Annotated in this window: 19 protein-coding genes; 9 read left to right on the plus strand and 10 right to left on the minus strand. The window is 65.4% G+C overall.

What is annotated here, in order from left to right:
• Positions 1-399, plus strand: a 399-nt coding sequence (locus AB0B55_RS14575) for a tetratricopeptide repeat protein (protein WP_357171909.1), incomplete at its 5' end; no start/stop codon positions are given.
• 115 nt (positions 400-514) lie between these two features.
• On the opposite strand, the gene AB0B55_RS14580 is transcribed toward AB0B55_RS14575, so the two are convergent.
• Entirely contained in the window at positions 515-1,561 is a 1,047-nt protein-coding gene (locus AB0B55_RS14580; RefSeq protein ID WP_357171910.1) for a hypothetical protein, read from the minus strand.
• 630 nt (positions 1,562-2,191) lie between these two features.
• On the opposite strand from AB0B55_RS14580, the gene AB0B55_RS14585 reads away from it, so the two are divergent.
• A complete protein-coding gene (locus AB0B55_RS14585; protein WP_357171911.1) occupies positions 2,192-3,535 on the plus strand; it encodes a hypothetical protein in 1,344 nt (447 codons plus the stop codon).
• A gap of 87 nt (positions 3,536-3,622) precedes the next feature.
• On the opposite strand, the gene AB0B55_RS14590 is transcribed toward AB0B55_RS14585, so the two are convergent.
• From AB0B55_RS14590 to AB0B55_RS14605, 4 genes are all read right to left on the minus strand, one after another.
• Positions 3,623-3,769 (minus strand): hypothetical protein, encoded by a 147-nt coding sequence (locus AB0B55_RS14590; RefSeq protein WP_357171912.1) that lies wholly within the window; start codon positions 3,767-3,769, stop codon positions 3,623-3,625.
• A 193-nt stretch (positions 3,770-3,962) separates the two neighbouring features.
• Positions 3,963-4,892, minus strand: a complete 930-nt coding sequence (locus tag AB0B55_RS14595) for a hypothetical protein (RefSeq protein WP_357171913.1) — start codon at positions 4,890-4,892, stop codon at positions 3,963-3,965.
• A 138-nt stretch (positions 4,893-5,030) separates the two neighbouring features.
• Positions 5,031-6,563 carry a hypothetical protein gene (locus AB0B55_RS14600; RefSeq protein WP_357171914.1) on the minus strand — a complete coding sequence of 511 codons (1,533 nt, stop codon included), beginning with the start codon at positions 6,561-6,563 and terminating at the stop codon, positions 5,031-5,033.
• Between the two features lie 167 nt (positions 6,564-6,730).
• On the minus strand, positions 6,731-6,991 hold the full coding sequence (locus tag AB0B55_RS14605; RefSeq protein ID WP_357171915.1) for a hypothetical protein: 261 nt from the start codon (positions 6,989-6,991) through the stop codon (positions 6,731-6,733).
• Between the two features lie 287 nt (positions 6,992-7,278).
• On the opposite strand from AB0B55_RS14605, the gene AB0B55_RS14610 reads away from it, so the two are divergent.
• The gene (locus AB0B55_RS14610) at positions 7,279-8,169 is read left to right on the plus strand and encodes a nucleotidyltransferase (protein ID WP_357171916.1); all 891 of its coding nucleotides are present in this window, start codon (positions 7,279-7,281) and stop codon (positions 8,167-8,169) included.
• Positions 8,170-8,171: 2 nt separating this feature from the next.
• Positions 8,172-8,759, plus strand: a complete 588-nt coding sequence (locus tag AB0B55_RS14615) for a hypothetical protein (protein ID WP_357171917.1) — start codon at positions 8,172-8,174, stop codon at positions 8,757-8,759.
• Between the two features lie 394 nt (positions 8,760-9,153).
• Here the strand turns inward: AB0B55_RS14615 and AB0B55_RS14620 are convergent, their stop codons facing one another.
• The 3 genes from AB0B55_RS14620 to AB0B55_RS14630 all read right to left on the minus strand — a co-directional run bounded on the left by AB0B55_RS14620 (position 9,154) and on the right by AB0B55_RS14630 (position 12,318).
• Positions 9,154-9,978 carry a hypothetical protein gene (locus tag AB0B55_RS14620; protein WP_357171918.1) on the minus strand — a complete coding sequence of 275 codons (825 nt, stop codon included), beginning with the start codon at positions 9,976-9,978 and terminating at the stop codon, positions 9,154-9,156.
• 1,592 nt (positions 9,979-11,570) lie between these two features.
• Positions 11,571-12,194, minus strand: coding sequence for a transposase (locus tag AB0B55_RS14625; protein WP_357124324.1), 624 nt, complete (start codon positions 12,192-12,194; stop codon positions 11,571-11,573).
• Positions 12,172-12,318 carry a transposase gene (locus tag AB0B55_RS14630; protein WP_357124321.1) on the minus strand — a complete coding sequence of 49 codons (147 nt, stop codon included), beginning with the start codon at positions 12,316-12,318 and terminating at the stop codon, positions 12,172-12,174. Before AB0B55_RS14630 ends, AB0B55_RS14625 begins: the two co-directional genes overlap by 23 nt.
• A gap of 527 nt (positions 12,319-12,845) precedes the next feature.
• Here AB0B55_RS14630 and AB0B55_RS14635 point away from each other — a divergent pair.
• Both AB0B55_RS14635 and AB0B55_RS14640 read left to right on the plus strand, forming a co-directional pair.
• The gene (locus tag AB0B55_RS14635; RefSeq protein ID WP_357124318.1) at positions 12,846-14,345 is read left to right on the plus strand and encodes a SulP family inorganic anion transporter; all 1,500 of its coding nucleotides are present in this window, start codon (positions 12,846-12,848) and stop codon (positions 14,343-14,345) included.
• 68 nt (positions 14,346-14,413) lie between these two features.
• Positions 14,414-14,800, plus strand: a complete 387-nt coding sequence (locus AB0B55_RS14640) for a MerR family transcriptional regulator (RefSeq protein WP_357124682.1) — start codon at positions 14,414-14,416, stop codon at positions 14,798-14,800.
• Positions 14,801-14,848: 48 nt separating this feature from the next.
• Here AB0B55_RS14640 and AB0B55_RS14645 read toward each other — a convergent pair whose 3' ends face one another.
• Both AB0B55_RS14645 and AB0B55_RS14650 read right to left on the minus strand, forming a co-directional pair.
• The gene (locus AB0B55_RS14645) at positions 14,849-15,274 is read right to left on the minus strand and encodes a DUF6069 family protein (RefSeq protein WP_357124315.1); all 426 of its coding nucleotides are present in this window, start codon (positions 15,272-15,274) and stop codon (positions 14,849-14,851) included.
• Positions 15,271-15,891, minus strand: a complete 621-nt coding sequence (locus tag AB0B55_RS14650) for a TetR/AcrR family transcriptional regulator (protein WP_357124312.1) — start codon at positions 15,889-15,891, stop codon at positions 15,271-15,273. Before AB0B55_RS14650 ends, AB0B55_RS14645 begins: the two co-directional genes overlap by 4 nt.
• 1,085 nt (positions 15,892-16,976) lie before the next feature.
• Here AB0B55_RS14650 and AB0B55_RS14655 point away from each other — a divergent pair.
• From AB0B55_RS14655 to AB0B55_RS14665, 3 genes are all read left to right on the plus strand, one after another.
• Positions 16,977-17,957 carry a TauD/TfdA family dioxygenase gene (locus AB0B55_RS14655; protein ID WP_357124309.1) on the plus strand — a complete coding sequence of 327 codons (981 nt, stop codon included), beginning with the start codon at positions 16,977-16,979 and terminating at the stop codon, positions 17,955-17,957.
• Between the two features lie 494 nt (positions 17,958-18,451).
• Entirely contained in the window at positions 18,452-19,471 is a 1,020-nt protein-coding gene (locus tag AB0B55_RS14660; RefSeq protein ID WP_357124306.1) for an asparagine synthetase A, read from the plus strand.
• Between the two features lie 137 nt (positions 19,472-19,608).
• On the plus strand, positions 19,609-20,829 hold the full coding sequence (locus AB0B55_RS14665; RefSeq protein WP_357124303.1) for an ATP-grasp domain-containing protein: 1,221 nt from the start codon (positions 19,609-19,611) through the stop codon (positions 20,827-20,829).
• Positions 20,830-20,864 lie beyond the last annotated feature (35 nt).

Below are 20,864 nucleotides of genomic sequence, written 5' to 3' on the forward strand. Positions count from 1 at the left end.
GTCTCCTATCGGCGGGCGGGGCGCCTGGCCGAGGCGATTGACCTCCTAACGAAGGTGGTCGACGACTTCGTGCGACTCCTCGGTGAGGAGCACCCAAGCACCCTGATCGCCCGCACGAATCTCGCTGTCTCCTATCGGCGGGCGGGGCGCCTGGCCGAGGCGATTGACCTCCTAACGAAGGTGGTCGACGACTTCGTGCGACTCCTCGGTGAGGAGCACCCGAGCACATTGACCGCCCGGGCAAACCTGGCGGCCTCCTATCGCCAGGCGGGGCGCACTGCCGAGGCGATTGATCTCCTCACCAGAGTGACTGCCGACAGTACTCGGCTGCTGGGCGGTGACCACCCCAACACGGTGGCGGCGGCTGGCGCTCTGCGGGAATGGAGAGGCGAGGCCTGACGCCTGCTGTTCATTCAAAGGATACGGGCTCCTCAGCCGGAGGCCGTTGTGCGCATTGGTTGTGCTCGACTGGCACTAATCTCTACGCTGCCACGGTTCGTTCAGAGGCAGATAGCTAATCGGATGTCGACGACCGTTGCAGCACAGCGGGTACAAAAACAGCAGGCCGGGCGGATCGTTTCCAGCCGCTCGATCCTCGGTCGAGATCCGGCCCGCCGGTGAGGGCAGCCGCCTGCTCAGGACCAACGCACTGGCCCTGCCCGGCATCGCGGCACCAGTGTGGTTGCTCGATCCGGTCGTCGCCGCCTGGAAACGTGACGAGGAGGAACGCGTTTTCGGCTCGGGCTTCTATCACGTACTCCCGCAGGTACCAGTCTCCAAACAAGGCGTTGCAGGAAGGGCAACTAAAGGCGGTGTAGGAACCTCTGGCGGTCGCGCTGTAGCGGGATCCGAGGTTAGCGAGCGGCACGCCCACACGATCCGCCTCCATCGCCACGCGACGACGCACGTCGGGCCGGGCTTCCGGGCGGTCCTGTGCCCAGATCAACGCATGGCGTGTCTCGGCTCTCGTTCCGCACGGTCCGTCGATGACCTCCCGTTCCACCTCCCAGAACAGCGAGACACCGCTGCACCGATAGCAGGGATACTCGAAACAGGACACCTGCGTGATGGCCGGCTGGCCGGTCGCCACGTGGATACGAAAATCGATCCGGCCGGTGAGCAGACCGATGACGGCGTCGGCCAACGGCATCGCGGTGCCGTTGACGACTGTGGTGACGCTGTCGGCAGCGAAGGCGGTGTGGAACACGGGCAGGCCACGTCGTGGAAGCGGGACGCTGCGCTCGTACCGGGTAAACCACACGCCGTGGACGCCGTCGGCGGCATACCGTTCCTGACGGTGTTCGAACTGGTCCCCGGTCTGCGCGCTCCACTGGACTTCGAAGGCGAACTTACTGATTCCCCTGCTGGCCAGAACGTCGGCGACCCAACCGTTCCCGCGCGCCTCCGGTTCGGCGTCCCACTCGGCTGTTCGAGCGGCCTGCACGATGATGTTCTTGGCGCAAAGGTGCTGACCGGTTTCGACTGGATGGCTCGCGCAGTCGCTCGCTGCCCTGTGCGCAAAATGCCGCACACCGAGCTTGCTCGTGCGCAGGTACGCCACAGCGCCACAGTGCGGCAGCCGCACGGAACACCGGCCCGCCCGAACGTCCGTTCGTAGCGACTGCCATTGCTCGTCGGAGAGCAACGTGCTGACTGTCCGTACGCCATCGACCATCGCGAGAAGAGGCACAGGTACATGCTCAGTGCCGGGTGCGACAGTTCGGTAATGCTGTGCCCAGCGGTTGTGGTAGCCCTCACCGGCAACCATTGGCAGGGCACGGGCGGCGTCTGGAGCCCCGCTCGCCGCGACCACGTCCTGTCACGACGACCCAACGGCAACCCTCGGGATGGCCGATCCCTCGGCTCGTCAGCGTTGGTTGATGAGCAGGGACGGACCGAGGGCGTGGGCAACTTGAAGCGCTTGACACAGCTCTCTCGCGACTCCCCAAGCACCTATGGAAGCGGCGACGACCGCGGAGTGCCACACCGCAACGCATCGGACGCCAATAGCGGCGCGACAGGCTCGCCGCTGTCGACGCTCTTCTGGACATCGCCGTGATGTCACTGGCCGCGGGTCGCTTCCGGCGCGGGCAAAGTGTCGCCGGCGCTACGCAGCGGCGAACTCGTTTGCCGATACGGTGAGCTGTCCGGATGATGCGACTGCCAACCCGTCAGCAGTGCAGGAGGCACGGTGCGCGCCACGCTGATGGATCGTGCGGACGGCGATCAGATCGACCTCATCCTGACGCATCCGGCGCACCAGGAGACCCTGCGCGCATTGATCGATCTGATCCGGACATTACGCGCCTGCCGCTCTGCCGAGGAGTTGTACCACTTCCAGAGTCGGCTCCGTGGCATGGTCCTCGACACCGAGCAGCGTCGTTCCGCGATCAGCCGGCAGATCAAACGACTGGATAGGCACCGCAACCTCACCGCTGACGCACCCGAACTCGGCACAGCCCTCGACCGCACCGACCGGGAATCCTGGATATTGGAGAGCGACGTCTACGAGCGGATCTGGCGCCAGTTCAAGTCGATCGCGGACGCACTCGCCTGGAAAGTCTTCGGCTACCAGCGCAACATCATCGTGGCGCTGTCGCGCGCCGACGCCCCCGGCCCGATGTACGGCAAGACCGGCCTGGCCGCAGAGCTGGAGGTCATCGAGACCGCGTGGCGCGAGAGCCAAGAGTTCGTGCTGCACCACGACCTGACCAACGTCATCCGTGTCGGCGACGTCACCGTCCTCGACCGTGACGGCTGGGCCTGGCTCCGCGAGATCAAGACCAACCAGCGGTATCGAGTTCCTGCCCAGGAGCGGCTGCTGGCCGACACCTCGCAGGTCCTCGCCGACGAGACCGGCAAGTTGCCCAGCGGCTACACACCGGTGCGCACCACCATCGACTACCGCACCGACCTGGCGGGCCTGCATGACATCCTCGACTTGGCGCATGCGCGGACGGGTATCGCCGGAGGCGTGGTCTCGTCCGGCCGCGCGGTCGTGGCGGCCAGTCAGTTCACCGCCGCCGGCCGGTACACCGCTGAGGAGTTCGGCACCCGATTCAGCGCCGAACTCGCCCGGGTCCGCCGCCGTATCGGCGCCGACGACCCTGGGCACACGCTGACACTGCTGAGTATAGACCAAGCCGGTCGTACTCTCGTGCGTCCACCCTGGGCGATCTACCCGATCAAAGCCGAGGTCGCGGCCAGCCTCATCGCCGACGGCATGTTCTTCGCCGTCTGCATGAACCCAAACAAGATCATCGAATCGCTGGCCAAGGCTGGTGTCGAAGCGTCCTGGCTACAACGCCTCGACGGCACCGAGGACCCCTCGAAGCCGTTGTTGAACGTCGCCGTACGGTCGGGCAACCGGCTCTGGTCGACATCCCTGAACTTCGCCGCGATCGCGGAGCTGATGCTCGAGCTGATCAATCTCCGCACCTGGAGCCAGCAGGTCGCCGCGATGCTCAACGGCGAGTTCGCTGCCGGCACGCGGCCCTGGCCGTGCTTCGCCAGGGAGGCCAGAGTCTGGGCCTGATTGCCCGGACGCCAGCTGTTTCGCTCGGTGCCATCGCCCGGCGGATCGGATCGGCTCGCGAGATGGCAATGGCACCGTCAGACAAGGTTAGGCCGTAGTGATCAACTCTGAGCGTCTGTTCTCGGCGCTGCCGGTCAGCAGGGTGAACTCGTACTCTCCCTCGCCCTCGGGCGTCATCGCGTAGCCGGAGTACGCGCCGGTGAGCGCGGGTGGGGGCGGGTGGGGGCGTCGCAACGGTGTGACGTGAGATGTACGTCCAGGCGTTGTCGACCAGCCGTACGCAGGCGACGTCGTGGGCCTTGGCGCAGTTATCGGCACCACTCTGGCGTCCGCTGGCGACCACCCCCACCCCCTTCCAGGCGCCGGTGGACTGGACTGAAGCTTGGCGAGAAGCACCCGAACATCGGACCGTTTGTGCGACGGTTGTTTACCACCAGCGGTGCCTGACCTTGATCTCGCGTACGGGTATCTCGGAGGGGTGTAGGGGGCGTTCGACGACGGGGCGGGTCGTGTGGGGTGTGATGCGGTCGCGTTCGTGTTCCTCGGCGAAGCGGGCGGCCTGTTCGTGTTCGCCGAGGTTGTCCAGGGCCTTGAGGAGGTCGGTTACCAGGATGTCGAGGCGGTGGGTTTCGGCTTCGGCGGCGAGGAACCGTTCGTGGTGGGTGACTGCCCGGTGGCCGCACCACTGGCGTAGTAGTTCGTGGCGGGGCCGGTCGTGGCGACGGTACCAGTCGTACTCCCATTGCGGTAAGGTCGACCGGTTGTCGCGGCCGAGTTGGTGGGCGCCGCCGAACTTGCACTTGTTGCGGGACTGGGCTTCCTGCTCGATGACGAGGTCGAGGACCTGGGTCGGACGGGCGTGGCAGGCGGCCTCGACCAGTTGGAGGGTGCCGGCCGGTGAGAGGATGGTCCGGCCGTCGTGGTCGAACCATTCAGCTGAGGCGAGGATGTCGTCGACCGGGCCGCCGATGATCTCGCTCAGCCGGGCCCTGTCGCGGATATCGGTGGCGCATGACACCGGGGACCAGAGCAGCTCGGCTACGTCATCGCTGATCAAGAGGCCGAAGATCTCCTCGACGCAGGCTTCCTCTGTGTGATCGAGGCTCAGGTCGTCGATGCGTTGCCAGTTCGCCATCAGCGCGTCGAAGGTTCCGACCTCGTTCCACGGCACCCGCAGCCGCGAACCGGGGACCTTCTCCACCCGTTCGTCGGGGTCGTCGAGGAATCTGATCTCGAGGCGGGCGCTGGTCTTCTTCGGCTCGACGGCCAGGATGCGGACGCGTTCGGACGGTCCGTGGTCCGACTGCCGGTACGCCCATTCGTCGCCGACGGTGAAGCGGGAGGGGTCGATTCTCATCCAGCCGTCCTTCGGGTAAGCGTCGCTTGTTGCGTGATACGGGGTCGTGGTGGCGGTTCGCGCCGCGATGGGGCAGGTTCCGGCGCAGCTCGTGCGCATCCGGCCGGTGTGTGGTGGTGGTTGAGGTATGGACGCACTTCAGGCGCCGCGGTCGAGCAGCCCGTGGTGCCACGATTCGGCCTGTCGGCGGATGCCGGCGTGGGCCCGCCGGTCGTGATCAGGGCGGTGCTCCTTGCGTGGTCCGTGAGGGCTCCAGTCACTGAGGAACGGGCGCAGGTCGTCGGGTCCGGGTTCGGGGTTGTAGTTGATGTCAGCTAGCACGCGGGGATTGCGGATGGGGTCGATCCGGTCGGCGGCGGCCCTGCCCCACGCGGCCCAGCTGGCGAGGTACCCGCCGGTGCCGGTCCGCCCCTCGGCCGTTTGTTCAAGGGCGGTGCAGAACGCGCGGATGTCAGCTGCGGTGGTCCATGCCTGGTAGGCGTTGCGGAAGGTTTCCGCGCGGATGGTGTCGGCGGCCCGGACGCGGGCGTCGGCCATCGCGGCGTGCCATTGCGCGAGGGTGGCCTCCTCCTGCCGTCTGCGCTCGGCCGCGGCTTCCTCCTGCCGCCGCCGGTGTTCGGCCGCGGCTTTCTCCCGCGCGGCTTCGGCTGCCCGTCGTTGCTGTTCGTCGGCGGTGACGCCAGCCTCGAACCCTTGGATGATCTGCGTTACGCGCTGTTCCAGACGTACGCGTGCGGTGTCGGTCCAGGTGTCCCGGTTGTCGTGTCCGGCCCGGGCGATCTCCAAGCGGAGCCTGCCGGAGCCGACGAAGTCGAACTCCGCGGGTTTCATCCACGGCCGCAGGCGCATCACTTTCAGCTCCTCGGCTGTGGGTTCGTGCGGGACCTGGTCGCGTTCCTCGGTCAGGGTGACCGTGCGTCGGACCTGCCCGGCCTGGAGGAACACCCGCGGGTGTTTCGCCTTGGTGTTGACCCCGAGCCGGTGCCCACGCCGGGCCGCCTCGCCGGCGAAGTGCCGGATCAGCAGCAACGCCCGGGGCAGTAGGTCCGGGCTGACGGCGAGGTTGGTGGGATCGGCTTCGAGGGCGCTGAACGCTAGGTGGGGGTCGGTGGTGACACGTCGGGTGTTGAGCCGGATCCGGTTCCAGTCGGTTTCGTCCGGACCGGCATCGGTGTACAGGCGGATGACGATGTCGCCGACGTCGCGGCCAGTGTGGCGCAGATGGTGACCCGATGGCACAAGTCCCTGCTGCTTGACCGCGTGAATGATCCGGCGGTACTGGGCACGCGTTCCAGTGTCGGGACTCTCGATACGAACCGTGCCGCCCTCGTGCTGTAGGCGGTCGAGCAGTTCGCGAGCCGATCGCAGCAGGTCCTCCGACGAAGCGCCGCCGGAGATGCCGCCAGGTGCCGGCGTCTCGGACCGCGGGAGGGAAGCACGGTGGTCGGGATGATCGGGATGGTGGCCATGCTCAAGGTAGAAGCGACCGGCATCGGTCGAGCACGCCCTCCACACCCCTGCCTTGCGTGTCACCGTCACCAGATTCCGGTCCTGCAGCGCACGCGCCGACCGCCGGTACTCGACGCCGTCCGGGCCGCTGAGGTCATCACCGCCGTGGATCCGGCGAAGCAGGTCGAGCTGCCGCTCATTGAGCGAATCCCATCGCTGCACCACGCAACAGTAAGGGGGCACGGCGTACTCGACGGAGCTGGACACGGCCGTAGGTGGCAGCCCGGCCAAAAATGGATCGAAGTGTCGGCTCCGCCTGAAAGCTGACCCGTGGTTTCGGAACCCGCCTGGAACAGAGGGGGGCCAAGTTTGAGCCAGCGTTCGCACCGCTATTGGACGTAGTGGGTTCGGACGATGAACGGACGTCCCTTGATCTCGAAGTTGACGGCGGAGCACGCGAATGCTTGGAGGCGCTCGAGTTCCCCGAGTCTCGCGACGTCCACGAGGGCAGCGGCGGTGACGACCTTCATCTCAAGGTGGTCAGCAACAGCCGCCATGTCGAGCGGGTCGGTGGGGGTGAGGCCGAGTTGGGCTCGCAGCTCGAGCGCGCGCCGCTCGGCGGCGGCCTTGAATCCCCAGGGCAGTGTCACAGTTCCCCTGCGTCCACCTGTCGTTCAAGTTCTCGCGCATGTCGGTCAGGAGGGAGGCCAGGCGGTGCGGGACTTTGGTCTATGAACTCAGTCAACGCCAGCTGCTGACCGTTGTGATGGCAACCACCCGTTGACGTCCACGACCATCTCAGGGTCACTCAACTCGCGACACCTCGCCCTCAACCGCGCCCGCAGTTGAGGCGGTTGAGGTATGTCGACGCGTCGGGGCCTCGGCCATTGTCGGCACCCTCCCCTATCTTGAGTCTCACAGGACGTAAGGAGCCCAAATGTCGATCTCCGCGGTAGAGCGCCGCAACTGGACAAATCAAGGCGCGCAAGACGCGGCCCAGCGGACGTACAGCTCGGTCAAGGCAGCACTCGATCGCTCTCCTGCTCTCTCCCGTCTTGACTGGGAGGCCTTCCTCCAGGGCTCCTATGCCAACCACACCAACACCCGCGGTGACTCTGACGTCGACGTGGTGGTCATGCTCAAGTCGAGCTTCACGCCCGACACTCGTCGACTGCCGCCAGCAGACCAGGTCCGCTACGAGCAACATAGAGTGGCGGCGACTGTCACCTCCGACGACTTCCGCGGCCTCGTCCATCAAGCGTTAGACGACTATTACGGCTCCCAGCGGGTCCAGCCGAAGGACAAGTGCCTACGGGTCGACAAGGCCCCCGGCTACGTTGACGCCGACGTCGTGCCCGCGCTCCAGCACCGGTTGTACAACTCATACCCGCAGTTCGGTCAAGCCTCGTGGATCGAAGGCATCGCAATCCACCCCCTCAGTGGCGGGCGGATCGTCAACTTCCCCAAGCAACATCGCCTGAACGGGGAAGCAAAGAATGGGCGCTGCAGCAGCAGGTACAAGCCGACTGTGCGGCAGATCAAGCGACTGCGCCGCCGCGCGGTAGACCTTGGCCTGATCAGCAAGGACATCGCCCCTGGTTATCTCATCGAATGCTTGGTCTACAACGTGCCCGACAACCTCTTCGGGTACGACGACTCGGCCCGGATGTCTACCGTCCTGAAATGGCTGCACGCCCTCACCCCGGAGGACCTTCGGACGCAGTGCAAGTCCTGCGACGAGGTACACCACTTGTTCATCGACGACCCCGGCGATCACGACGAGTACAGTACCGAGAGGATGCTCGACGCCCTGTGGAAGCTGCTGTAGCCATGCACGCATACAGCAGCAGTGACAGCCGAACCTCGGCACTTGGCACCATCGCCTTTTGGGCCGTTCTTACGGCCATGGCAACTAACGCGACGGGCGCTGCGCTCGGCCTCGGCCCCCCGTGGCTCATCAGCGCTCCAACAATCGCGGCGGCGTACGGGCTGTTATACCGGGCGGTAGATACTCATGCCTGGCGATGGCCAGTCTTACACCGACTCGGTGTCATCCAAGTGCCCATCTTGCAGGGCGTATACGAAGGCCACCTTGTCTCATCGTATAAGCAGACCACCTTGCCGGTACGGGTCTGCATCGACCAAACCTGGACTCGCATAGCTGTCCGCTTCGACGTTCTTGAACCCGCCTCGTCTACTTCCTACTCCATCACGGCAGGCCTCGGCATGGACGGGCATAACCATGCTCGCCTCACCTACACATACCGCAATCAGACACGGCCTGGTGTCGCGGAGGCAGACATGAATGACCACGATGGCACCGCCGAGGTCGTTCTCGACACCTCGACCGGCAAGATGGCCGGTAGGTACTTCAACTTCCGAGGCCGTCAGGGAACATTGGCTCTCGCCCGCGTCTAAGAAGGTGCTCGTAACTGAGTGAAAGCCTTTCCCGAGATCCACCACCTGACGAGCTGCGCGAGGGCAGAGCAGCGTCGGAGGAAAGACGCGCCTGAGGCATGCGGAATGCGATCGAAAAATACGGACACAATTGACGGGCCCGCCGGCGCCTGACTGTGAGCCAAACGACTGGGCGGCCATTCGATTCACGCCGCGGGCGCTACTCGCTCCCGGCCCCCTAGGGCAAGCCATGTCGTCCCCGGAAATGGCCAGGCGGCCCGCCCCCTCGCGAACGACCTTAACTCTCGACTCCTTGCTAACCCTATCACTGTCTAGTCGCTCGCTCCACCCCTCCTACATTCATAGACATCGAGCTCCCAGAGTCGGAACCGATCGTTAATGCCTACGAATTGGATCACGATCGATTCAGGAAAACATCCAACTCTCCTAAGGAATAGACCGGCGGAAGATCGAACGCAGCATCCGAAAAGAAGTTGTCGGACAGATATGGCGCGAAGGGTAGCACCACAGCCCCCATAATATTCGAGTACTTGGAAAAGTTGAAGTTGTCTCCCACTGGATCCGACCTAAACTGGTTGATCAGCAACCCCCATTCCTTCGCGGCCTTGAGAACGTTGCTTTCCACATTGCGAACAGCGTTGTATCCACCCCGGGCGTATTCCCATGTGAATGGAAAGCTTTTTACGCTCACCAGTAGCAAGCTGCTGCCATTCTCTCCCAATGCATCGACGTCTGTCACGGCTCGCCCTGAACGGGTCAGGGTTCGCCCTCTGGCACTCTTTGCATCCGGCGAGGGCGCCCAGGGTGACGCGCTAATCACGGATTGGACGGCGTCTTCAAAGTGGCTTGCCCGGACATTCACGACTGGCCCATCCTTTTGCGTTAGGCCGAAATCTGAATACAAGTCCAAGAGGACGTAACACGATTCGAGGTCAATATAAACGGCGTCAGATGTAAATCGGAGAGGAGACCCAGTGCTCGTCGGCCACGTGCTGCCGAACTGGCACATGAGGGAGATTCCCTCAACTGGACTTAGGGGCCAGTCTTCCAGATTGAACAACCTGGCGAGAAAGTCCCGGTCCAATTCAATCGATCGCCCGAACATCTCGGTGAAGCCCTTGCGCTTCCCCACCACGTATCCTGTCCGCAGAAGTGTGGGAAAAAATCCGTCCGTCACCTCCTGACTGGCAATCCTCCGCGCCAAACGCATCAGCAACACCAAGTAAAGGTACTCAGGGCGCCACCAGTCTGGCCGTCTGCCGTAAAGCTCGGCTACACGTTCAATTGATAGCTCAACCGGCACCCACCTTGCAAACACCCACAGGCCGGCACTAGCCTTCATCGGTTCCGCTCCGCTTGCGGCAACCGCAGGGCTATTGCTGCTTAGTTGGACCCAACGTCCGCCAGGCAGGACTCTGGCACCTATTACAGTGCCTGCGCCTACCTTTTCAACCTCCTCGACCAATACTGTGCCGGCCCTGCCAGCGGAGCGGGGCGTCGGCAAACTGCGGCGTTCCTCGTAACGCTTTACGGATGCGTTGATCTCCGGGGAGGCCTTGATCAAGGGCATCTGTTCCTTGCGAAGTAGAACAGCGGCTCCCTTGCCGCACATTCGATACATGGCATGCAACCTTGAGAGAATAATTGCAGCTGCAATAAATCGAGCCACTGACTCAACTTGCCCTTTTTCCAGCACTGGCGGCGAGAGGGCTCGGCCGAAGCTTGGCGTTACCGGCGCCCCATACTTGCTGCTGAATACCTCAGCGAGGTGCCTTCGCTCATGACAGGAGCCTAGGCTTGACCCCAGAAAGCAGTGCTCTGGAACTCGCCGGAGAGCCCAGAGCCACGAGGCGGCCGACAAGGCTTCTGCGTACCGCATGACTGCTTTCTCATGACAGTTGATGGCGGCGCGAAGAACGACCTCCGCCCGAGGCCCCGCCACTTCCCTTTCTCCCTCACGCCAGAAGGCACCCCTCCATAGATCAGCTTCTGCAGTCTGCGTCGTTTGCTCATAACACGCAGGGCGCACCTCCTCGAAGCGACTGACGAAGAGTTCGGTATCCGAGTCGAAAAGGATGCCTGGCGAGTCCATGCTTGACACCTAACGGGAGGGAATTGGCTTTTGTGAGTTATGCGCGGGTGCTGGTGTGGCCGGCTGCCAGGAGAAAGGTACCCGGTCGCGCTGGATCGGGCCGGCCCCCGGCAGAGCGGTCAGGGAAAGCCGAAGTGAGCAGTTGGGGAATCTCGAAGGCCGGGTGTCATTGGGGGTGGCGAGGTGTCAGAGGTTACGGTCGAGGCCAATTGGGAGGCCGCTGCCACGGACTGAGCGAGACATGGCCGGTGTCGATGCCGAGCCGCAGGCGCCCGTCCTGAGGGAGGCCGAGTAGCCGCGTGTGGACTGCCTCGCCGGTCGTCCGATTTCATCAATACCTCATTGGGCGAGTTCTCTGGGCGGGCCATCACCACTCGGCACGCGCAGCCAAACTCGCCACGCTGCTGGTCCAAGCTCTCCCGGCACCGTAAGCAAGCACGGCAACTTCGCCGGATCCCGGCAAGGACGCGTCGGACCGACGGAGCCCAGCCTTAGCAGGACTTACGCCCGGTCTGCTGATCTCCGGCAAGCGAGCACAGCAACGCGCCTATACGACCCACTAATGTGAAAGCAGAATAGGAACCCGCAGGTAGTGGGCCTCTGCGTACAGATAGAGCGTCGTCTTAGGAAACCGATGCTCTATCCCCTGAGCTACGGGGGCGCGAGCGCCTAGTCTAGCGACCTTGAGTTCACCTGGGGTGGCAGGGAGTGGCCCGCGTTCAGCCACGTTCCCCGGACCGCCGTTCTCCCAGCCCAGGGCCACAGATCGAGTCTCCATGTGACTTCGGATGATCTTGGTGGGCAGGGTGGAGCGGCCGGCGCGATGGGCCGCGTCGGTGGATAACGTGCTGGTTCAGGCTGCGGTGCGGATCGCTGATCCCGGTCGGGTGAAGGTCTTGCCGTCGCGGATGAGCGCCCAGAGGACGTCGACGCGGCGTCGGGCGAGGGCGAGTATGGCTTGCCGGTGGTTCTTTCCTTCGGCGCGTTTCTTCTCGTAGTAGGCGCGGAATATGGGGCGTTCTCTGGCGGCGTTGAACGCGGCCATCCACGAGGTCTGAGCGGTAGCCGGTCAGCACGGTCAGCTCGGCCAGGAGCCGGTCAGACGGTTCCAGGACGGGGATGTCGGGGCGCATGCGGATGGTCTGGGCGATGACGACCGCGTCGCGGGCGTCGGTCTTGTTCTCGCCGGCGAACGCGGCGGCCATGCGGAACGCGACGGTGCCGGAGACGTAGCGGACCTGCACCTGGCGCCACCACAGCAGGGTCAGCAGCAGCGCCGACAGGCCGGTGGTGACATCCACCGCCCAGCACACCGGCCGGCTATACGTCGACACCTCGGCCATGACGGTGAGGAGGGGTCTCGTCGTTGGCGACCCGGCGGGAGTAGACCAGCCGGCCGTCGCCATCGACGGTGGCGACGTGGTGGTGGGTTTTGCCGATGTCCACGCCGATCCACAGCCTTGCCACCCTCGCGCTCCCCTTCGTTGATGAGTTCTCTCTGTCGGGCCGTCGTCTGTGGGGTCGGGTTTGCCGGCACCTTCTCACGAGGCGAACGCACGTCGCGGGTCTCCATCAGTGGTCTACCGAATCTCGCAGACGACGAAGCGGTGGGTGGCATCTCCTACCGTGAGCCAAGCGATCTCGACGAAACACACGCAGCCATCCCCACTCCCGGCCCCGCGGGCACGGCGACCCCAGCCTCCCCCTGTCGCGGGCCAGCGCCCCGGACACGATGTGCGAGGCCTGGGCGGCATCTGGTTCACGCGACATCGTGACGACCACCACGTTCGGACAACTCTCCTCTGACGGAAGAGTAGGGTCGGTGCCGGTCGTCCCGGTGGTGGCCGGGTGGCTGCTGCGGCAGCCCAGACCGAGTCCAAGTGATGAGGTCTTCAGCAGGCAGGACCGCTGTTGCTGGTCGTGGTAGCCGCGCCCCGTTGGTGTGGGGCTGGACCTGTGCGCGTCCGCGTGACGCCCCGAGTGGAAATGGCTGTATGTCTTCTGTGCTGTCCGCGGTCTCCCGGCCGCGTCTGTCCCGTCCGTCCTGGCTGTCGCCGAGGGTGTTCCGCACCGAGGTCCTGGCTGGCCTGGTCGTCGCCCTGGCGTTGATCCCGGAAGCGATCTCCTTCTCGATCCTGGCGGGAGTCGACCCGCGGGTGGGGCTGTTCGCCTCGTTCACCATGGCCGTCACGATCGCGATCTGCGGTGGCCGGCCGGCGATGATCTCCGCCGCGACCGGGGCCATTGCCCTGGTGGTGGCGCCGCTGACCAAGGAGCACGGACTGGACTACCTGATCGCGGCGGTGATCCTCGGCGGCGCGATCCAGGTCCTGCTGGCGGTGCTCGGGGTGGCGAAGCTGATGCGGTTCATCCCGCGCAGCGTCATGGTCGGCTTCGTCAACGCCCTGGCAATCCTGATCTTCGCCGCCCAGGTTCCGCACCTGCTCGGCGTGCCGTGGCTGGTCTACCCGCTGGTCGCCGTCGCTCTGGCGATCATGGTGGGTCTTCCTCGGCTTACCCGCGCGGTTCCGGCGCCGCTGGTCGCAATCGTGGTGCTGACCGTGGTCACCGTCTTCGCCAGCGTGGCGGTGCCGACCGTCGGCGACGAGGGTGCCCTGCCGGACAGCCTGCCCACCATGGGCCTGCCGCAGATTCCGTGGACCCTGGACACCCTCACCCTGATCGCCCCCTACGCCCTGGGGATCGCGCTGGTCGGGCTGATGGAGTCGCTGATGACCGCAAAGCTGGTCGACGACATCACCGACACGCCCTCCAGCAAAACCCGCGAGTCCTGGGGGCAGGGTGTCGCCAACATCGTCACCGGGTTCTTCGGCGGCATGGGCGGCTGCGCGATGATCGGCCAGACGATGATCAACGTGAAGGCGTCTGGCGCCCGCACCCGGCTGTCGACGTTCCTCGCGGGTGTGTTCCTGCTGGTCCTGGTCGTGGCGCTCGGCGGCGTGGTCGCGGTGATCCCGATGGCCGCGCTGGTCGCCGTGATGATCATCGTGGCGGTGTCCACGTTCGACTGGCACTCCGTCGCCCCGGCCACCCTCAAGCGGATGCCGTACGGCGAGACGATCGTCATGCTTGCCACCGTCGCCACCACCCTGGCCACCCACAACCTGGCCATCGGCGTCGTCGCCGGCGTACTCACCGCCATGGTGATCTTCGCCCGGCGGGTCGCCCACCTGGTCGAGGTCACCAGCGTCCTCGACCCTGACGGCGGCACCCGCATCTACTCCGTACACGGGGAGCTCTTCTTCGCCTCCAGCAACGACCTCGTCGGGCAGTTCGACTACGCGAACGACCCGAAGAACGTGGTCATCGACATGACCCACGCCCACGTCTGGGACGCCTCCTCCGTCGCCGCCCTCGACGCCATCACCACCAAGTACGCCAGCCGGGGCAAAACCGTCGAGATCATCGAACTCAACCCGCCCAGCGCCCGCATCCACGACACCCTCGCCGGGCAACTCGGCGTCGGCCACTGATGGCCGCCGCCACCAGCCGGGACACCGGGCCGGAGCAGCACGCCTGCGGCGCGGTCACCGGCCGCCTCATGCAGATCGGCGAAGCCGCCGAACGGGTCGGACTCAGCATCCGCACGATCCGCCACTACGAAGAAGCCGGCCTGATCGTCCCCTCCGCCCGCAGCGAGGGCGGCTTCCGCCTCTACACCGAACCCGACCTCGACCGCCTCGCCGTCGTCAAACGCATGAAACCCCTCGGATTCACCCTCGACGAGATGCGCGACCTGCTCGCCGTCCTCGACGCCCTCGACACCGCCACCGGCACCGACCGCGCTGAACTGCTCGACCGGCTCGCCATGTTCCACACCGCCGCCACCACCCGCGTCACCGCACTGCGCGACCAACTCGCCATGGCCGAGGGCTTCGCTGACACCCTCTGCAGCAAACTCGACCACCACGGCGGCCCGGCGGGCTGACCACCGCCCCGGCCGACCACTCCTGAGCCGCGGTCCCGCGGTGCGGGGTCATCGGTCGGCGTCGGCGACCGTGCTGAGGCCGGGGTGGGCGGCGGTACGTGTCATGACCGCAATCAGCACGGTCGCCACCGCTACGTGCAGGGCACCGAGGATGACCCGGGTCGCGACGTCCATACCGGGAGTCGCGAGCGGCGCGAAGGACACCAGCAGGACCCCGAGCGCGGTGATTGTCCAGACGAGCCGGGCGGACCGGGGCAGCACCCGCTCCAGGAGTGCGAGCAGCGCCCAGCCGGCCAGGGCGGCGGCAAGAGCGACGATCACGACGGGAGCGAGACCGATCTCCAGCCTTTCCCGCCCGGGTGGCCCACCGGTGACGGTGAGGCGGTGCCCCAGCAGCGGGACGGCGACTGTCCAGAGGGCGGCAGCCACGCCAACGGCCCCGGCAACACCCCAGATCCGGCGGCTGCGGTTCATGTGGCAGCCGACGCCGGACCGACCACGCCATGCAGGAACACGTCAACCAGCGTCTCGACCGGAATCTCCGCACTGCCGTGCCCTCCTCGACGGGCCATGAGAATGCCGAGGAAAATGACGGCGAGCTGTTCGATCGGCAGTCGCAGCGCGGCCCGGTCGGGTTCGAGCAGCCGGATCACCGCTTGGTGAGTGCGCTCGGCCGCCGCTGCCCGACCGCCAGTCGCACTGCTGCCAGCCGACCCACGCCGCCCTCCTCGGCGGCCACTGGTTTGCAGCGCCCCAATCACCGCGCCCATCCGATCCAGGTAGGCATGCAGGGTCGCTGCCGCCTCGGTCAACCTGGCGGCCAAGGGCTGATCCAACGGCACCGCGTCGAGTTCGGCCAGAACGTGTTTGTTACGCAGGGCAGCCGACACACACGCGTCCAACAGCTCGTCTTTGTCGGCGAAGGCCCGAAAGACGGTCGCCTCACCGATCCCGGCCGCTTTCGCTATCTGCAGGGTGGTCACCGCCGAGCCGTGCTCGACCAGCAGCGGCAGCGCCGCAGCCACGATCATCTCGCGTCGATCTTCCGCACTCATCCCCGGCGCTCTGCGCCGGCTGGGCGTCTCAGTCATGCTAATCAACCTACGGAGTGAGTACTCACTCCGTCAACGGGGTTATTGCAAGAGATCGAGCGCGAGGCCACCGACTACTGGCACCCTCCTCGCCGGATCGGCCGCTCAGGCCCGCCAAGCCGCCTCGACGAAGTCCCCCGCCCAACTGGCGAGCCAGATGACGGCGCGCCAGGGACCGAGCGAGGTGTCCATACGTCCGCTACCGCACCTTGGACTCAGGCCGAGCCTCATGACTGAGAGATCCGATCAGACACACCTCTGCCGCACCGCCCCCTGGCACCTGCCTGCGGTCGGCACCAAAGGCCCACTCGGGCAGTCTCGACTCGTCGCCCGAGTAGGCACGATGCCGCACCTGCTGATCTTCAACAAGCGATCACACCGACAGCGCGGTGCGACCAGGACGCGAAGATATAAAATGGAGAACCGCAGGTCGTCGGCCTTTGGATACGGGCGGAGCGTCCGGTTAGGAAGCCGGTGCTCTATCCCCTGAGCTACGAGGGCGCGAGGGGACAGTCTCGCGACCTTGGGGTTCACCTGGGGTGGCAGGGAGTGGCCCACGTGCACCCGCGTTCCTGGGACCACCGTTCTCCCAGCCCAGAACCACAGCGCGAGCACACGGACCCCGGTTTGCGACCGGCGGTCGGCCACGCGACCCCGCATTGGCATGGGTTGGCCTGGGCTGGCACCCACCGGGAGAGCGCACCGCGCACACCATCGAAGATCACGGTGTCGCGTCCCCGGGTCCAGCACCCACCGGCCGGCGGTAGCGCGGTTCGACGGCATCCCGATCATCAGCCGGTTTAATGACGTTCATTTTCGACTCGAACCCACGACACGAGGGGGGTCAACATTCGGCTGGAAATGTGGCGAAGTTGACCGGCGTTGATATTGGCGTCACCGCCGGATATAATCTGCTTCGGGCATGGAATTACTAAGGTAAGCCTCCCCTTACTTCGAAGTTCCTCTTTCGTCCGGCGGCTCGTCTGTCTATGATGGTGCCAGCCGACGGGGGATCAGGTCGGTTGATATGGACGCCGCCAGCCACGGCGGCAAGGATGCCATAGGAGACCTGAATGCTAAGCGGGGTGACCTATCCGCGATCGCGCGTATGGGATCAGCAAAGTATCGAAGAAGACGACTGGCTTGTGTCCGTACCCTCTGCAATTGTCGATGATCTGCTCGACATTCAGAAAGAGGTCGAAGCTCACGGCGTCGACGCGGCGCGTGTTCCGGAAGACAAGTTGCAGCGCGTTGGAAGCTTCCTACGCGGGGTCGCAGACGAACGGGTGCTCTCGGGACGTGGTTTTGCCGTTCTCCGAGGATGGCCGATTTCCGGAATCGAGGACATCGACGCGGGCGTCATCAAAACGGTCAGTCCATTGTTGGGCCCGGTTTTCGAACAGCCGACGGCCCGGGACGGGGCCATTGGCACGATCTCGCAAGCGATGACCGCGAAAGTCTTGGCCACCGTTCGTAGTGGCGCTGAGCCCGCACCCGAGCCAAGCCTCTCTGTCGAAGCGCAGCCCATGCACACGGACAATGCCAGCGCGCAGGAAGGCGAGGTGCCCGGCGGTCGGCCGGACATCGGCATCCTCGGGCTGCTCTGCATGAAGCAGGCGCCAGACGGCGGCAGGTCGGTACTTGCCAGCGCACCCGCCGTCTACGAATGGCTGGCAGCTAACCGCCCCGATTATCTCCGCATTCTGTGCGAGAAGAGGTGGTGGGGCGGCCGGCCGACGGCAGCCCTGAAAGACGGCCCGTTCGTCGAAGACTCCGTCTTCAGAAGCTATTCCGGCAAACTGGTGGCTCGCTTCAGCATCGGGGCGCTCGACCGTGGGCGAGACTTCCACCCCGGGTCCGTGACGGCGGGGGATCAGGAACTGATCCGCGGCCTCCCCAAGGTGATCGAGGACGCCGGGCTCGCGACGGAACTGAGACTTCAGGCAGGGGACCTGTTCCTCCTCGACAACACGTCGATCTTCCACGGCCGGACAGGCTTCGTCGACAGCCCCAACCCCGAAGAGCGGCGCCATCTCCTGCGGTTGTGGATCAAGCACCAGGAGTGACGCACGGTCGGTGCGCTGTCCAATGTCGCCGCACCCTCCGGGGATGGCTTCACCCACCGACGCCCTCGGGCTGAGGCTGCCGGGCCCGTCAACGCAAGGGCCCGGTCTCATCTCAGGTTGATCCAAGGGCCGTCGAGCCGCTCACGCGAAGTCGCCGACAAGATCGCGCAGGAAGTGGCATCGGCCAACTCGCCTTGGCGGGTCAGCGCGAATTGGACGTGCCACCCACCTGGTGGGGCCGAGCCTGCCTTATCAGCGGCCGGTGATCCGGCGCCTACGTCTGCCCAGACGTTTTCATAGCGTTCCTGCCGAAGATTGGCAGGAGGTGTACCACCGTACAGTCCGGCCAGTGCGACGACGACGTCGCCGCAATTCCCGAAACCACCGAAGGATGGAGATTTTGGTGACCTTCGAGAATATGACCAAGGTGCTTGCAATCTGCAAGCCCCAGCTTCCGCAGGGGCTCCGGCGCCCGCAGTCCGGGAGAATCTGACATGACCGACGAAAACATCACCCCTCCCCGCACCTGGGAGGACTCGGAGACCCATTACCTAAAGGCGCTCCAAGGCGAATGGTACCGCCTCGTCGTCAAACTCCAGGACTGCGTCACCTCAGCCACGGTTGAATTCTGGAGTGCGCGCGGAGTCCGTTTCGGGCACCTCCCGGTCACGACCGGGTCGATCTCGTCACCGATGGGCCTGGGTAGTGATTCGACCCCCGTGTCGGTGTCGATGTTCGATGTGCGTACGTACCTCGCCGATTCCATGCAGTTCGGGCTCGAATACCTCTGCCGCCTCAGCGAGGCGGGTGCCTATTACATGATGCCGTCCTTCCGGGGGGAGGCCTCCGACTCGACCCACCTGTGCCAGTTCTTCCACAGCGAGGCGGAGATTCCCGGAACCCTCGCCGACACTCAGGTTCTCGTCGAGGAATACATTCGGCACATCCTCCTGCGCCTTCGCAGCGAGTGCGGCCCGGATATCGCTAGGGCCAGCGGATCTCTGGACCACTTCGCCCGTCTCGATGATCCAACGCCTTTCCGCAGTCTCACCCTCGATCAGGCGATCGACATGCTCGACGGCGACCCGGAACTGGTCAAAACCGATCCGGACCTTGGCTTCCGGGGGCTCACCCGCGCCGGCGAGCGCAAGCTCATGGAACTGTGTGGCGAGTTCGTCTGGATCACCCATTTCGACGAGCGCTCCGTGCCGTTCTACCAGGCGAACGACGGCGAGGGACACGCGCTCAACGGCGATCTGCTCTTCGGCCCCGGCGAAGTCGTCGGTGCCGGTGAGCGCCACGTCGACGGCGAATCGGTACGGGCGGCGCTGCGCCTGCACGAGGTACCTGAGACCGAGTACGGGTGGTATGTCGCGATGAAGGACACCGCGCCGATGCTGACCAGCGGCTTCGGCCTCGGGGTCGAACGACTGCTCATGTGGGTCACCCAGCAGACGGACATCCGCGACTTCCAGGTATTCGTCCGTGAGAACGGCGTTGCCATCCTCCCCTGACTGTCCCCAGCCGACCAACCACCATCGAGGATGAATCGAGGTGCCGCCGTGGCCACGCTGAACACTTCCGGGTCGGCCGGCGATCGAGCACGCGCACGGACTCCAGAGTGGATGGCGCAGTGAAGCTTCCTCATCTGGTGGTCGTCTTCGACGGCGGATCCGCATCGCCTCTCGAGCTCCTGTCGAACGCCGAGGGTACGGCGGAGCTGTCGTTCGCGGTGCCGAAGGGCTCCGACGAGGTCGCGGCTCATCTCGACCTGCTACACGAGATCGCTCTGGTTCACGAGTTCACCCCGGGTGACCCGCTCGCCCTGCTGGATGTGATCGGCCAGCCGGACGGCGTCGTGTCGTTCGCCGACCCCGGCATCGCTCCGGCGGCCCAGCTGGCCGAGGCGCTGTCGCTCCCTTCGGTCGGGACGTCGGCCGCGCGGCTCCTGCGGGACAAGTTCCTGCAGCGCTCACGCCTGCGCGCAAAGGGCGCGCGTGGTCCCGATTTTCTTGTCCCGGTCGACGGCGTCTCGTCGCCAGGACTCGACAGCATCGGGTTCCCGGCCATCATCAAGCCGAGGGCCGGCTACGGCAGCCGGCACACCTATCGGGTCGCGGACCCGGGCTCACTGCGTCCGCTCCTCGACAGTCTGGCCGCCCAGGGGCTGCCCGGTGAGTCCTTCATCCTGGAATCGATCCTCCAGGGTGACACCACGGTCGCCGGAGCGGAGTGGGGCGACTACATCTCCGTCGAGTCGGCCGTGATCGAAGGCTCGCCGACGCACGTGGGCGTCTCCGGGCGGTTCCCCATCACGCCCCCGTTCCGGGAGACGGGCATGGTCTTCCCCGACAATCTCCCCGACACCGTCAGGGCCGACGCGTACGCCGAGGCGACGAAGGCGATCGAAGCCCTCGGTGTGGAGAACGGTCTCTGCCACACCGAACTCAAGCTCACGCCCGATGGCCCCGTCATCATCGAGGTCAACGGCCGGCTGGGCGGACTCGTCGACAGCCTGCTCTGTCAGCGCAGTCCCGGAGCGCTCGTCCGGGCCGGGTATGCCATCGCGCTGGGCCGCTCCGACGAGGCGCGGAACGAACTGGCATCGATCGGCTCCGACTCCGTCAGCTATCACATCTCCCTCTATCCCGAGTTGGAGGGGACCATCGCCGGCATCCGGGGGATCGAGGAGATGGCGCGGCACCCCGGAGTCGAATCGATCCGGGTGCTCAAACATCCGGGAGATGTCGTGTCGGTCGGCATGGGGACCTTTGGCGAGACCGTCCTCCTGCTCGGCGCTGCGGCAACCCACGACGACGTACTGCGGATTCTTCAGGCGTCGCGCACGACGATCCGGATCGCGACGGCATGACCGGCCCGGAGCGAGAGCCAGAAGAGGCCGACGTC

Origin of the sequence: Micromonospora sp. NPDC049107 (genome assembly GCF_040648595.1) — a bacterium.
In the GTDB taxonomy this organism is placed as follows: Bacteria; Actinomycetota; Actinomycetes; order Mycobacteriales; family Micromonosporaceae; genus Micromonospora.

Coding starts and splice junctions, on each gene's coding strand:
- AB0B55_RS14595 (WP_357171913.1), bottom strand. CDS start 4,892: ATGAGAATCGACCCCTCCCGCTTCACCGTCGGCGACGAATGGGCGTAC.
- AB0B55_RS14610 (WP_357171916.1), top strand. CDS start 7,279: ATGTCGATCTCCGCGGTAGAGCGCCGCAACTGGACAAATCAAGGCGCG.
- AB0B55_RS14615 (WP_357171917.1), top strand. CDS start 8,172: ATGCACGCATACAGCAGCAGTGACAGCCGAACCTCGGCACTTGGCACC.
- AB0B55_RS14625 (WP_357124324.1), bottom strand. CDS start 12,194: ATGGCCGAGGTGTCGACGTATAGCCGGCCGGTGTGCTGGGCGGTGGAT.
- AB0B55_RS14635 (WP_357124318.1), top strand. CDS start 12,846: ATGTCTTCTGTGCTGTCCGCGGTCTCCCGGCCGCGTCTGTCCCGTCCG.
- AB0B55_RS14640 (WP_357124682.1), top strand. CDS start 14,414: ATGCAGATCGGCGAAGCCGCCGAACGGGTCGGACTCAGCATCCGCACG.
- AB0B55_RS14645 (WP_357124315.1), bottom strand. CDS start 15,274: ATGAACCGCAGCCGCCGGATCTGGGGTGTTGCCGGGGCCGTTGGCGTG.
- AB0B55_RS14650 (WP_357124312.1), bottom strand. CDS start 15,891: ATGACTGAGACGCCCAGCCGGCGCAGAGCGCCGGGGATGAGTGCGGAA.
- AB0B55_RS14660 (WP_357124306.1), top strand. CDS start 18,452: ATGACCGACGAAAACATCACCCCTCCCCGCACCTGGGAGGACTCGGAG.